Source organism: Enterobacter sp. HK169 (assembly GCF_001719105.1).
Lineage (GTDB): Bacteria > Pseudomonadota > Gammaproteobacteria > Enterobacterales > Enterobacteriaceae > Enterobacter > Enterobacter asburiae_B.
In genome coordinates this window covers 1,843,296-1,856,908 of sequence record NZ_CP017087.1, presented here as the reverse complement: position 1 = coordinate 1,856,908, position 13,613 = coordinate 1,843,296, and the positions used below count along the sequence as shown (strand labels likewise).

The following is a 13,613-nucleotide window of genomic DNA, read 5'->3' as shown; positions in this document are numbered from 1 at the left end:
ATACCCTTAAACGATTACTTCCCAGTTGATTTGCTTGGTTTCAGTCCTGGGGTATTGCCGGGTGTATCCTTATTATCACGTCTGCGTTGATCGGGTTTTCCTGTTGATTTTGCGATTGGTTTTGGACCAGGTTTAAGCCCCATAATCATACTCCTTAGCCATGTCCGAGGTTATTCCTCAGTGTGGATATAAGGGGAGCGGTAAGAATTATCAAGCTTGGATGGGCGGTGAAAAGTGACTGCTTGACTATTATGTGAGCAATGTCAGATTTTAACACATAGCGGCCAGCCCATTACTGAAGTTAGCCAAAAATGAGTCGCGATGAGCCCTCAATAATGAGGGCCACCTCGGAGATTGTTAGGCTGATTTCGCCAATTGCCGATGCAGGACCTGAAGGCTAGTTCCCGCCCCTGCCCATGCAGCAGCCGAGCCGACCACATACAGGTTTTGCTTGGCGCGTGAGACGGCTACATTGATTATGTTTGGTGGGCTTGCCGCCCACTGACGTGCCCTTTGCTGACTCGCTTTCGGCGCACCCAGCAACAGGATTACCGTGTCCGCCTCTCGGCCCTGGAACGTGTGGATTGTGCCTACACGATCACGGCACCATTCATCCAGCTTTACGCCGAACGTTCGCAGCAGATCAGTTTCACTGTCGAGACGCCGACGCATGTTCTGCTCTACGATCTTGAATGGTGTGATGATAAATACGTCCGGATTTGTAATGCCCGATGCTGCCAGCTCTTTGAGCATTCGCACAACCGCTTCGCCCTCGTCGGGACACCACTTCGTCTCAGCATCGCCATTGATATCCACCCAGTGAGATCTCCCCAAAGCCGAGCCGATAGATCCGGGTTTTTTAGGCCCGACAGCATGGACCATCTGCCCGGCATAGGCGATGGAGTTAGAAACATCAAACATTGGGTTCTGGCAACGCCTGTGAACGAGCAATGGCAGCCCGACTTCTCGATCACCTACGTCCATGACGAAGGTGGATTTGAAGCGCGATGCCTGATCAGCAAGGGTCTGCGTAGATGCTGCGGGGGCAGACCATTCGACTTGGTCAATGTCAAAGAACTTGCAGATTTCGGCGTTCAGCTTTTCAGGAAGTGAAACTACAGGTGGGATTTGCAACGGGTCACCTACCACGATGGAGCGCTTTGCCCGCATGATAGCTCCAACTGCTGCCTGAGGAACGGCTTGGCCCGCTTCATCTACCAGAAGCCAACCAATGCTCTCTGGTGGCAGATCCCCGAACATCGTCCGAACAGAGGCGAATGTCGTGGACACGGTCGGCACAACCACGAAAAGGCTTGACCAAAGGTCGGGGAGAAGTTCACGGTGAGCGGAAGACTGGAAGGCACCAGCTACCATGCCTGACATCAATAACCCAAGATTGTGTTGCAAGCGGCTGGCCGAAGCATCAATGAACGTTTTATGCACAGTCAGGGCAGCGGCGAAAAGATCCTCCCGCAGGCGATGAACCTCATCGGGAAGCCAGGGTGCAGTGAGGTGGATAGCCTCGTGCTCGCGCTCGAAGAACCTCTCATCAACGACCCTGTCTCCCATACGGTTTCGTGCCTGTGCCTCGGTTGCCTTCAATTTCGAGACAGCCTGACATTTGCTGGAAATTTCCTGGTCGAGTTGCTGTAACTGGGACTCAGTATTGCTCCACTCAGCCCTTGCAAGCTCTAGGGCACCGTCCGTCCCCTGCGCCCGTATGACTGATTGCTGCAAGGTCGCCGAGAGCTTCTGCAGTGTCGATCTCCACGACTTCCAGGCTGCAGTCGCAAACAAACGGGAGAAGAAACCTGGATGGCAAGCAAGATGGCTGTCGAGCATGATCTTGTCCTGCTCGATCTGCGATTTTGCCTTCTCATGCTCTCGTTGGCAGGATTCAGCAGTCTTGTGTGCCTCTTCGACGGCTTCATTCAGACTCGGTCGACGCTGTTCAGCTCTTTGAAGTTCGGTGATCGCTCCCTTGAGCGCCTGGATATCCCGTCGCATCTCTTCGATGCTGGCGATTTCGGCGTCTACCGTCTCCTTAAGTTTAAGAAAGGCGGTTCGCGCTTTCTGCCAGGCCGCAGCAGCATCCGCTTCGTTGGTGCTGGGCCGCTCATTGACAACCACGCTGGGCATCACGCGATCGATGGTTTCGCCAGTTCGCTCGTCCTTGATCTCACGCATGACATTTATGCCGCGAGCTGCTTTCAGGTAGGTAAGGAAACCACCGTCTTCATTCCACCAGAAACCTTGCTGAAACGCGCCTCGGTTGCTGCTCTTGCCGAGAGCTGCAGCGATCAACCCCCAGGTTTCGACAGTGTCGGAGGGGATGTCCCCCTCGGCCTCGGCTTCGAAATAGCCGGCGCGTTTGGGATTCGCAATCAGGTCGCTGATGGACCGGAAGTAGGCGATCTGTTCATGGCGACCATTGGCTACCTTGAGAGGAAGCTCTTTACTGACGTTTTCGACTGCTTTGTTATTGGAGGAGGCTACGACGATCTCATGGCCCTTCAAGGATGCATGTAACTTGTAGAAGTGCAGGAATGCATTGGAACCGAATGCCAGCTTCTCGCCAGTTGTGGAAAAGGCATCCTGCGGTTTGTTGAAGCCGGACATCGCCGTGGCCCGATCGAGAATGCATCCAACGACGATATCCCGGAGAAGAGTGGTCTTTCCGGTTCCCGGAGGCCCATTGACGCCGATGATACCTGGAGCATCATTCAGCTCAGCACGCGCCGCATTCACGGCAGCCTGTTGAAGCAGCACCAGTGGATGGCCACCTTTCGAAGGCCAACGAGCCTGCGGCATGAGCGACGGTGCGACGAACGGCTCAACTGCGGAAATGGGCGATAGCACGTCGATTTTCTGGTCAGGTCTTCCAATTCCCATGTAGCGGCGCAAACCGGTTCCGGCTTTGCCCGTCTCGAGCAATTTGGTTGCTTCACCGAGATCTTCAAGATAGAAGGAATTCAGTAACGAAGGTTCAGGCGGCGCCTTAGCCTTGAAATGATGAAACACCTTAATCGCGAATGTGGGTGGCTCAACCAAATGCTCGGGTACACTGAACTGCGATACAAGCCATTTATAAGCGTTATGAACAACATTCAGATCGATCGGTATGGGTTCTCCATCTTTGTTATGGTGGCGAACCATTCGAACCAGATGCTCGATAATGCGCGGCTCAACATTCGGCCAATTCCCTAAACTCCCAAGCTTCAGATCGAGAGCCGGCTTGAGTGCCCAGGCAAAACTGGACACGGCAACGCCTTTGTCCTCAAGCACAAAGCCTTCTTTGTCGATCAGGATCGAGCCGATGGCCGCTTTCTTACCGTCCGGGCGTGAACGCTCCTCATCCTCGCCAAAAACCTTGACCAGCTCGTCCGTCGCCTTGTCGAGAGCGATGGAGCCGAGGACGACCTCGAAATAAAGCTTATAACTGGGCTTGCTGCGGGCATTTGGTCCCCATGGAACACCTCGCTCCAATAGAGCAACCCTAGAGCGGTCGCCGGTTGCCATATCCTCTGGGCGTTTATAAGCTTGAGGCGACAGTGCTTCGAGGGCTGTCCATGCTGCCAGTATTGCTCGCGCATCATTCGCCTTACCTGATGGAGAAAAAGACGGGATCGGACCAAGGTCGATTTGGTCTTTGTCGAATTGCTCTCGTATGGCAGAGTCTGGGATGGCCTTCAGTTGAAGTTGCTCTTCCGCAGCAGGCGAATTGTGAGGCACAACTCGAGAAGATTGAATGGACACCGAATCGGGATGGTGTGTTGATGGGCTGGAAGCCGATATGGCGACCACGCTGTGGCCGCTAAGTGCAAATAGAGATTGCTCGATTTTAGCCGTCAGCGTCCGCGCCCTGGCAGTGTTGCGAAAGGTCAGCTCGCTCAACAACTGTTCAAGTTCGCTAGCATTGTTGCTGGACTGCTCGAAGATTGCTTCCAGATCGAAGATTGATTTTTGAGCATACTGCCGTGTCTTCATTTATTTCTGCGGCTCCATATCCCTTCAATTAAGAGATATTATGCTAATTAGCTTGATTTCTAAAACTATTAGCTTTCGCTTGAAATATAAATTCTCATCTGGCCCACTACTAAAGTGGGAACTGTCATTAATTATCCGTCATCCCGTTAAACGCTCTCCCCTCATACCTCCCACAATCATACTTCCGCGATCAGCAGCCATAACAAAATCAGCCCACCATTGCATCATCGGTCGCCGTTGCTCAAGGTAATCACTGCGGTTATAAGCGCGACGTACCTCATTTTTGTCAACATGAGCCAGTGCTGCTTCAATGACATCAGGCAGAAATCCTTCCTCATTGAGTGCCGTACTAGCGATAGAACGTAAACCATGTGATACGAGTATGCCTCCTAAGCCAGCACGCTTGAGTGCAGCATTCACTGTCTGGCTGTTCATCGGCTGGGTAGGCTTAATGCGACTGGGAAAGATAAATTCTCGATTACCACTTAACGGCTTCATCATCTCCAGTATCGCGATTGCTTCATCTGACAATGGAACAGTGTGGTCGCGGTTCATTTTCATGCGTGATGCAGGAATCTTCCATTCTCGTGCCTCCGTGTCTATCTCTTCCCAACGAGCCTCAGCCGCTTCGGCAGGGCGGGTTATGGTAAGAAGTTGCCACATGAACAGGCAGCGTGTGGAAAGGCTAATGCTGGCCGTTCGCATCGTCTGCATTAACTGAGGCATCTGATCCGGACGAATACTGGGCATGTTTTTCTTCTGCGGCTTCTCGAATGCCTTGCCAATATTGACACTGGGAACAGCATCAATCAGGCCCGTGTTTTGGGCATAGATCATGACCTCATTGATGCGTTGGCAAAGGCGACGAACAGTTTCCAGTGCACCTCTGGCCTGTACCGGTTGCACGGCCTGAACCAGCATATGAGCTTTGATATCTGTAACGCTGACGTCACCAATCGCTGGAAATACATCTCTTTCAAGAGAGCGCCATATGTCCTCTGCATAGTCCTCGGTAACACTGGCTTTCTTCACATTCCACCAACGTTCTGCCACTAGCTGGAAAGTATTAGTTTTGGCTTCAAGCAAACTACGCAGTTGTTCTTGCTGATGTTCCTGGGGATCGATTTGTTTCACAAGGAGAGAACGGGATTCTGCCCGATAGCTTCGAGCATCGGCAAGCGTAACTGACGGGTAGGGGCCAATGCTCTTTTTCGCTCGCTTCTTGGTCACGGGGCGAATGTAGCGAAATTGCCAGATTTTACTCCCGCTGGATTTGATCAGTAGCTCAAGGCCATCGCCATCATAGAGCACATAGTCCGCTTCCTTGGGTTTGGCAGATTCGATTTCCTTAACGGAGAGAGGTTTGGTTTGTCTTGCCATTGCCAGATTTCCATAGTTTTAGGCACCTCAAAAACAATATAGCTTTATGAGGTGCCTAACAAGGTGCCTAAAAGGTTCGGATTTAATTAGTTCTCTTCGGACTTCGCGGGACAAATTGAGGGCACAAAAAAGCCCGCAGGGCTTGCGCCGTGCGGGCTCTTAGGACTTCATCGGATGACTCTGGTAATCACCGATGGAGAATTTTGGTGGAGCTGGCGGGAGTTGAACCCGCGTCCGAAATTTCTACATCCTCGGTACTACATGCTTAGTTTGTCTTTACATTCGCACGCCAGCTGCGGACAGACACGCCACTAACGAACTAGCCTGATTAGTTTTAACGCTTCAACCCCAGGCAGGGCTTCCACGCGATCTCTTTTGGGTTTGACCTCTCTTTGATCCCCGTCTTAAGAGCGGAAGCTAGGGAGAGAGGGCTCAGAGCAGGTTATTAAGCTGCTAAAGCGTAGTTTTCGTCGTTTGCGACTATTTTTTTGCGGCTTTTAACGAGGCAAACCGCCCCTCGGCATGCACCTTGGGTTTCGCAAATCCCGTCGAATCCAGAATCAGCCCCAATAGTGTTGAACTTAGTATACCAGATTTCACTTCCTGGATACCAGCCCGGAACGCTAACTTATTGAATAGTACAATAAGTGTGCAGAATCAACGTCCTGCGTTTTTCATGATGCGCGCTTTATCAAGCTGCCACTCGCGCTCTTTCAGGTCAGTACGTTTGTCGTGCTGTTTTTTACCCTTCGCGACGCCAACTTTCACTTTGCACCAGGCGTTTTTCCAGTACAGCGACAGGGCGACCACGGTAAAACCTTCACGGTTGATGCGTCCGTAGAGGGATTCCAGCTCACGCTTGTTCAGCAGCAATTTACGCGTGCGCGTTGGGTCACACACGTAGTGTGAGGAGGCGACGGTCAGCGGCGTAAAGTTCGCGCCGAACAGGAAGGCTTCACCATCTTTCAGGATCACGTAGCTATCGCCGATGTTGGCTTTCCCGGCGCGCAGCGATTTTACTTCCCAGCCCTGCAACGCAAGGCCAGCTTCGAATTCTTCTTCAATGAAATACTCGTGGCGAGCACGCTTGTTGAGCGCAATGGTCGCCGAGCCTGGTTTATGTGCTTTTTTCTTCGTCATAAGTGTCGTAAAGCCGTCGGTAATCTGATTTCAAAAAGTCACCTCATTGCGTCCTGTGAGGTCTAACGCGCTATCTTAGCACGAGATGAGGCTTAGCGTTTTTTTAACAGGTGATAAATGTTATTATTTGTCCGTTGTGTGACCATGGGAAATGCTATGCCTCAGATTAGCCGTACTGCGCTTGTGCCTTACAGCGCGGAACAAATGTATCAGTTAGTGAACGACGTTCAGTCTTATCCAGAATTTATTCCGGGGTGCACCGGGAGCCGCGTTCTGGAGTCCGGCCCGACTCAGATGACTGCGGCGGTGGATGTCTCCAAAGCGGGGATCAGCAAGACGTTCACCACCCGCAATACGCTGACCAGCAATCAGAGTATTTTGATGCATCTGGTGGATGGTCCGTTTAAAACCCTGATGGGGGGCTGGAAGTTTACGCCGCTGAGCGCTGACGCCTGTCGCATCGAGTTCCAGCTGGACTTTGAATTTACCAATAAGCTGATTGAGCTGGCGTTTGGCCGCATCTTTAAAGAGCTGGCCTCGAATATGGTTCAGGCGTTCACCACCCGCGCCAAAGAGGTTTACAGTGTCGCATAAGATTGCTGTAGAAGTAGTGTATGCGCTGCCGGAGAAGCAGTATCTGCAGCGCGTGACGCTGGAAGAGGGGGCAACCGTTGAGGTGGCTATCCGCGCGTCCGGCATCCTCGAACTTCGCAGCGATATCGACCTGGCGAAAAATAAGGTCGGGATTTATAGCCGTCCGGTGAAGCTGGGTGATGTGCTGAAAGAGGGCGACCGGGTTGAGATTTATCGCCCGCTGATTGCTGACCCGAAAGAGCTGCGACGTCAGCGCGCGGAGAAATCGGGTAAGTAGCGTGTTTTCCCCTCACCCTGACCCTCTCCCCAAAGGGGCGAGGGGATAAAAGAAAAACAAAAAAGGTGCTCAATGAGCACCTTTTTGCATTTCTGACTTCTGATTATTTGGTCAGGGCAGGCTTGTTGTCGATGTTGGTCAACACACCGGCGCTGCTGAAGGTCAGCGTCAGGGTCTGCTGGGTCGCATCTTCGTGGCCCGGCTTCTGACGGAATACATAGAACCAGGTGTTAGTGCCGAACGGATCGGACATCATCGGGGTTCCCAGTGCATAAGCGACCTGCTGTTGTGTCATCCCCACACGGATTTTGGACACATCGTTAGGGGTAAGGTAGTTCCCCTGGTTGATGTCAGGACGGTAAACCACTTTCTCCAGAGTGGAACAGCCTGCGGTCAACATCAGAAGAACCGCTGCGGCAGCGGTCAGCATTTTACAACGCATAGTGATTTGATTCCTTTTCGGGCCCGAGCAGAACGCGGCTCATATGTAATATGCCGATGATAATAGACCTTGCCCCACTTTGAAACCGGTCTGGCGGCGTTTTTGTTGTTCTGTATGACCCTGAGATCCCGAAAAAGTTTATGCCGCCAGCAGTTCTTTCGCGTTCGCGAGCGTATTGCGGGTGACTTCGCTGCCGCCGAGCAGGCGAGCAAGCTCCTGCAGACGCGCACGTTTATCCAGCGGCTTCATATGCGTTTCGGTCATTTCACCGTCAGTTTCTTTGCTGACGATAAAGTGATGATGACCACAGCCTGCGACCTGCGGCAGGTGGGTGACACACATCACCTGCGTTGATTCGCCTAGCTGGCGCAGCAGTTTACCCACCACCGCCGCCGTTGGGCCGCTGATGCCGACATCCACTTCATCGAAAATCAGCGCCGGGGTTTCCATTTTACGCGCGGTAATCACCTGAATCGCCAGCGCAATACGCGACAGTTCACCGCCGGATGCCACTTTGGAGATAGCCTGCAGCGGCTGCCCCGGGTTGGTGGTGACGCGGAACTCGATGCGGTCCGCACCTTCTGCCGTCAGGTGGTTCTCTTCAAAGCGGACATCAATGGTGAAGATACCGTGCGGCATCGCCAGCGTGTGCATGCTGTCGGTGATGTGCTGGCTTAGCTCCTGGGCGTAATGCTGACGGATTTCATGCAGCTTTTGCGCTGTCGCCAGCGCCTGTTCATGATGCAGGTTCACCGCGAGAGAGAGGGTTTCCTGCGAGCCAGCCTGATCGTCAAGCTGCTGCTGTTCTTCCAGCAGAGACTGATAGAATCCTGGCAGCTCTTCCGGCGTGACGTGGTGCTTGCGCGCCAGTGAAATTTGACGGGAAATGCGCTGCTCCAGCTCAAACAGACGGTTCGGGTCGAGATCCAGACGTTCACAGTAGTGGCGCAGTTCGTCACTGGCTTCGGAGATCTGAATGGCCGCTTCTTCCAGCATATCCAGGACGCCAGAAAGCTTGCTGTCCATGCCAACCAGTTCGGTAATGAGCTGGCGGACGTTATACAGCTGGCTTTGCAGGTTCACGTCTTCGCCGTCCGCCAGCAGGTTGAGCGCATTCTGGCTGGTTGAGAGCAGGTGGCCGCTGTTCGCCAGACGTTTGTACTCTTCGTCGATTTGCTCAAACTCACCCGGCTGTGGGTTGAATTCGTTCAGCTCTTTAAGCTGGTACGCCAGCAGCTCCGCACGTGCGGCGCGCTCCTGGCTTTGCTGCTGGTGCTGGGCGAGCTCGCGGCAGCTCTGATGCCACTGGCGATAGTGCTCCGCCATAAGCTGAGTAAGCGCGTACTCACCCGCATAGCCATCCAGCAGCGCTTTCTGCTGTTCAGGTTTGACGAGTTGCTGGTGCGCGTGCTGACCGTGGATCTGGATAAGCAGCTGGCCGAGTTCGCGAAGCTGGGAGAGCGGAACCGCCGTACCGTTGATAAAGCCACGTGAACGACCGTCGCTGCTGATCACGCGGCGAAGTAAACACTCACGTCCATCTTCAAGCTGGTTCTGTTCCAGCCAGCGCTGGGCGGCAGGGGTGTCTTTCAGGGAGAAACGGGCGCACAGGTCGGCACGGTTTGCGCCCATGCGCACCATGTCGCCCTCTGCGCGGCCACCAAGGCACAAGCCGAGGGCATCAATGGCAATGGATTTACCTGCACCGGTTTCCCCGGTGATCGCCGTCATGCCGCTGTGGAAATCGATCTCAAGCTCACGAACAATGGCAAAGTTGCTGATGGTCAGTTGTGCCAGCATAATTGTTTTCCTGTATGAAAAACCATAACTGTGTTTTCATACAGTATAAACTGGTTTTTTATACAGTAAAGTACTGGATGCAAAATCAGAACAATTTTTTTGACCAGCCAAGCTTCGAGCTTAATGTGTTGAAATAGCTGTAATCTTTCGGGTGAATCAGATTCAGATGGTAATCACACCGACGAATAAGGACATCTTCACCTTCCTGGATCGGCAGCGCTATCTGGCTGTCGCAGCTGATCTCCAGGTCGTTACGGCGGTGCGAGAAGCGCAGACGTATCGTGCTGTCGCCGTTGATGACCAGCGGGCGGGCGGAGAGCGTGTGCGGGAACATCGGCACCAGGGTAATGGCATCCAGCGAGGGCGTCAGGATCGGGCCGCCGGCAGAAAGCGAGTAGGCGGTTGAGCCGGTCGGAGTGGAGATAATCAGCCCGTCGGAACGCTGGGAAAAAGCAAAGATTTCGTCGATATAAACTTCGAATTCAATCATGTGCGCCACTTTCCCGGGGTGAAGAACCACCTCGTTAATCGCGGTGCTGATGCGCTTCTGGCAGTCCTGCTGGCACACCTGCGCTTCCAGTAAAAAGCGTTTCTCACTGATATAGTGGCCTTCCAGCACGTCGGCCAGCTGCTGCTGCGCATTGTCCGGGTCGAGATCGGTTAAAAAGCCGAGATTGCCACGGTTGATGCCGATGACCTTAATGTCATAACGCGCCAGCGTGCGGGCTGCGCCGAGCATGTTGCCGTCGCCGCCCACCACCACGGCGAGATCGGCCTGTTGACCAATTTCCGCCAGCGTGCCGGTTTTGACGCTCTTCAGCTGCAGCTCCTGCGCAATCTGCTGCTCGACCATCACTTCATAGCCTTTGCTACACAACCAGCGATACAACATTTCATGTGTCGTTAGTGCGGTAGGGTGACGCGGATGCCCGACGATCCCAATACACCTGAAATGATTATTCATTTTCTGGAGGTCCTTGTGCCTGATGAATGATGACAATCTGTCTTGTTCCCTTGAATCCCGGAAACTGATCCCCATAATAAGCGAAGTTAGCGAGATGAATGCAGAAAAACGCGGAGAAATTCATGAGTAGTAAAGAACAGAAAACGCCTGAGGGGCAAGCCCCTGAAGAAATTATCACGGAACAGCACGATGAAGTTGAGGCTGTAGAGCCAGACGCATCTGCTGAGCAGGTGGACCCGCGCGATGAAAAAATTGCGAATCTGGAAGCCCAGCTGGTAGAAGCACAGAATCGCGAACGCGATGGTGTTCTGCGCATCAAGGCGGAAATGGAAAACCTGCGTCGTCGTACCGAGCAGGACGTTGAGAAGGCGCATAAATTTGCGCTGGAGAAATTCGTCAACGAACTGCTGCCGGTTATTGATAGCCTCGATCGCGCGCTGGAAGTGGCTGACAAAGCGAATCCGGACAACGCGGCGATGATCGAAGGTATTGAACTGACGCTGAAATCCATGCTCGACGTGGTACGTAAGTTTGGCGTGGAAGTGATTACCGATACCGACGTACCGCTGGATCCAAACGTTCACCAGGCGATTGCAATGGTGGAGTCCGAAGAGGTCGAAGCCGGTAAAGTGCTGGGCGTGATGCAGAAAGGTTACACCCTGAACGGCCGTACCATTCGCGCTGCGATGGTGACCGTGGCGAAAGCGAAAGCGTAATTTGCCATTCGTAGTGCCGGGTGGCGGTTTCGCCTTACCCGGCCTACAGCCTTACTCAGCGATACTTTCGCGCAGGGGTTTTACGGGCAGGACTTTCACCTGCTTAATCATATTGTCCTGCACGTCCAGGATATCAATATCGTACTGCTCAATGCGCACCCGCGTGCCCGCCGCCGGGATCTCTTCCAGCGCTTCCAGAATCATCCCGTTAATCGTGCGAGCCTCATCTTCCGGTAAATGCCAGTTAAAGGCTTTATTGAGTTCGCGAATGTTCGCGCTACCGTCAATCAGCACCGAGCCGTCGTTTTGCGGGGTGACCTCTTCCGCGAGGGAAGGTGACATTGACGTAGTAAAGTCCCCGACAATCTCTTCCAGAATATCTTCGACCGTCACCAGCCCCTGAATGTCGCCGTACTCGTTGACCACCAGGCCGACCTTCTTCTTGTTGCGCTGGAATTTCACCAGCTGCGTGCTGAGCGGGGTTCCTTCCGGCACGTAGTAAATCTCGTCGGCGGCGCGCAGCATCACCTCTTTGGTGAACTCTTTTTTCTCGGTCATCAGACGGTAGGCTTCGCGCACGCGCAGCATGCTGATGGCGTCATCCAGCGAATCGCGATACAGCACAATGCGCCCGTGCGGGGAGTGCGTCAGCTGGCGAACGATGGCTTTCCAGTCGTCATTGATGTCGATACCGACGATTTCGTTACGCGGCACCATGATGTCGTTGACGCTCACCTTTTCCAGATCCAGCACTGACAGGAGCATGTCCTGATTGCGCCGGGAGATCTGCGAGCGGGATTCATTCACGATGGTGCGCAGCTCCTCTTTGCTGAGCGCGCTGCTGATGGTGACATCGGCTTTGATTCCCACCATCCGCATCAGTACGCGCGTTACCATGTTCAGCAGCCAGACCAGGGGCATCATCAGGATCTGCAGCGGTGCCAGCAGGAAGCTGCTCGGGTAGGCGACTTTCTCCGGGTAAAGCGCGGCGATGGTTTTCGGCAGCACTTCGGCAAACACCAGCACCACGAACGTCAGCACGCCGGTGGCAATCGCCACCCCGGCGTTGCCGTACAGGCGCATCCCAACGATGGTGCCGAGGGCGGAGGCCAGAATGTTGACAAGGTTGTTGCCGATGAGCACCAGGCTTATCAGGCGATCCGGCTTGCGAAGCAGTTTTTCAACGCGACGAGCGGCACGGTTACCCTGTTTAGCACGATGACGTAACCGGTAGCGGTTTAAGGTCATCATGCCGGTTTCCGAGCCGGAGAAATAGGCGGAGATGACCACCATGACGATCAGGATAACGATCAGCGTGGTGGTAGAGATGTGTTCCAGGGGGAACTCCTTTTGTTACTTAGCCAGCAAATTGCTGTATGAAGCGGCTGCCAAAATAGGCAAGGGTGAGAATGCCCGCACCCGCGACGTTGAACCAGACCACGCGACGACCGCGCCAGCCTTCATGATAATGGCCCCATAACAGGACAATATAGACAAACCACGCGATGATGGAGAGCACTGCTTTATCGATATTCTCCACGCTAAACAGGTTCTTCATGTAGAACAGGCCCGTGCAGAGCGTCAGCGTCAGCAGCACCACGCCCACCTGGGTGATGTGGAACATCTTACGCTCAATGACCATCAGCGGCGGCATCTCATGGTTAAACGCCAGCTTTTTGTTTTTCAGCTGATAGTCAATCCAGGCGAGCTGCATGGCGTAAAGCGCGGCGATGATCAGCGTCGCGTAGGCAAAGAGCGACAGGCCGATATGCACCAGCATCCCCGGGGTGGCCTCCAGATGCGTAATAAATTCATTAGGCATAAAGGTGGCGAGGGCCAGATTGATCAGCGCGAAGGTATAGACAATCGGCAGCAGCAGCCAGCCGCGATTTTTAGACGCGACGATGGTCATTACCGTACAGATCATCAGGCTGACCAGCGAGCCGACGTTGAGGACGCTCAGGTTTTGCACGCTGCCGTCGCCGGGAATGATGCGTGATTCCAGCGCAAACGCGTGGCTGATCAGTGCGATCACCGCGGAAAGAATAGCCATGCGCCGCCAGCCGCTGTTTTTTTGCAGCAGTCCGGGAACGATCAGCGCGAGGCTGACAGAGTAGGCAACAAGGGCGATCAGTGCGAAAACAGGCATATAGGCATCGACAGTTGTCTTAATAAGAAAGAGAAGCAGTATAACGTTACGTGACGCCTGCTCCAACCGTTGCATAACAACAAAGGCGCCTTCATGTTATACTCCGGCAAAATTCTGTGTATGTGTCGCCCATGGCGGCCCAACGTTTCTACTCAGGCGAGAGA

Annotated in this window: 11 protein-coding genes and 1 other RNA gene; 3 read left to right on the top strand and 9 right to left on the bottom strand. The window is 53.6% G+C overall.

The window, feature by feature from the left end:
* Positions 1 to 357 precede the first annotated feature (357 nt).
* The 4 genes from EnteroDNA1_RS08765 to smpB form a co-directional block, all read right to left on the bottom strand.
* Complete coding sequence (locus tag EnteroDNA1_RS08765; RefSeq protein ID WP_069303195.1) at positions 358 to 3,987, bottom strand: DEAD/DEAH box helicase; 3,630 nt, start codon at positions 3,985 to 3,987, stop codon at positions 358 to 360.
* Between the two features lie 138 nt (positions 3,988 to 4,125).
* Positions 4,126 to 5,367 carry an integrase domain-containing protein gene (locus tag EnteroDNA1_RS08760; RefSeq protein ID WP_069303194.1) on the bottom strand — a complete coding sequence of 414 codons (1,242 nt, stop codon included), beginning with the start codon at positions 5,365 to 5,367 and terminating at the stop codon, positions 4,126 to 4,128.
* Positions 5,368 to 5,571: 204 nt separating this feature from the next.
* Positions 5,572 to 5,935, bottom strand: a transfer-messenger RNA (tmRNA) gene (gene ssrA, locus EnteroDNA1_RS08755).
* An 89-nt stretch (positions 5,936 to 6,024) separates the two neighbouring features.
* Entirely contained in the window at positions 6,025 to 6,507 is a 483-nt protein-coding gene (gene smpB / locus EnteroDNA1_RS08750; protein WP_008502505.1) for an SsrA-binding protein SmpB, read from the bottom strand.
* Positions 6,508 to 6,663: 156 nt separating this feature from the next.
* On the opposite strand from smpB, the gene EnteroDNA1_RS08745 reads away from it, so the two are divergent.
* Both EnteroDNA1_RS08745 and EnteroDNA1_RS08740 read left to right on the top strand, forming a co-directional pair.
* A complete protein-coding gene (locus tag EnteroDNA1_RS08745) occupies positions 6,664 to 7,101 on the top strand; it encodes a type II toxin-antitoxin system RatA family toxin (RefSeq protein WP_024908332.1) in 438 nt (145 codons plus the stop codon).
* The gene (locus tag EnteroDNA1_RS08740; RefSeq protein WP_064673557.1) at positions 7,091 to 7,378 is read left to right on the top strand and encodes an RnfH family protein; all 288 of its coding nucleotides are present in this window, start codon (positions 7,091 to 7,093) and stop codon (positions 7,376 to 7,378) included. The genes EnteroDNA1_RS08745 and EnteroDNA1_RS08740 overlap by 11 nt, the downstream gene beginning before the upstream one ends.
* Positions 7,379 to 7,481: 103 nt before the next feature.
* Here the strand turns inward: EnteroDNA1_RS08740 and bamE are convergent, their stop codons facing one another.
* The 3 genes from bamE to nadK all read right to left on the bottom strand — a co-directional run bounded on the left by bamE (position 7,482) and on the right by nadK (position 10,584).
* Positions 7,482 to 7,820 (bottom strand): outer membrane protein assembly factor BamE, encoded by a 339-nt coding sequence (gene bamE, locus EnteroDNA1_RS08735; RefSeq protein ID WP_008502502.1) that lies wholly within the window; start codon positions 7,818 to 7,820, stop codon positions 7,482 to 7,484.
* A gap of 138 nt (positions 7,821 to 7,958) precedes the next feature.
* Positions 7,959 to 9,620 (bottom strand): DNA repair protein RecN, encoded by a 1,662-nt coding sequence (gene recN, locus EnteroDNA1_RS08730; protein WP_064673558.1) that lies wholly within the window; start codon positions 9,618 to 9,620, stop codon positions 7,959 to 7,961.
* 85 nt (positions 9,621 to 9,705) lie between these two features.
* A complete protein-coding gene (gene nadK / locus EnteroDNA1_RS08725; protein ID WP_008502500.1) occupies positions 9,706 to 10,584 on the bottom strand; it encodes an NAD(+) kinase in 879 nt (292 codons plus the stop codon).
* Positions 10,585 to 10,706: 122 nt separating this feature from the next.
* Between nadK and grpE the strand changes: the two genes are divergently transcribed.
* Positions 10,707 to 11,300 (top strand): nucleotide exchange factor GrpE, encoded by a 594-nt coding sequence (grpE, locus tag EnteroDNA1_RS08715; RefSeq protein WP_069303193.1) that lies wholly within the window; start codon positions 10,707 to 10,709, stop codon positions 11,298 to 11,300.
* A 51-nt stretch (positions 11,301 to 11,351) separates the two neighbouring features.
* Here grpE and EnteroDNA1_RS08710 read toward each other — a convergent pair whose 3' ends face one another.
* Complete coding sequence (locus tag EnteroDNA1_RS08710; protein ID WP_025759264.1) at positions 11,352 to 12,638, bottom strand: HlyC/CorC family transporter; 1,287 nt, start codon at positions 12,636 to 12,638, stop codon at positions 11,352 to 11,354.
* Between the two features lie 19 nt (positions 12,639 to 12,657).
* Positions 12,658 to 13,449 carry a cytochrome C assembly family protein gene (locus EnteroDNA1_RS08705; RefSeq protein ID WP_014884879.1) on the bottom strand — a complete coding sequence of 264 codons (792 nt, stop codon included), beginning with the start codon at positions 13,447 to 13,449 and terminating at the stop codon, positions 12,658 to 12,660.
* Positions 13,450 to 13,613 lie beyond the last annotated feature (164 nt).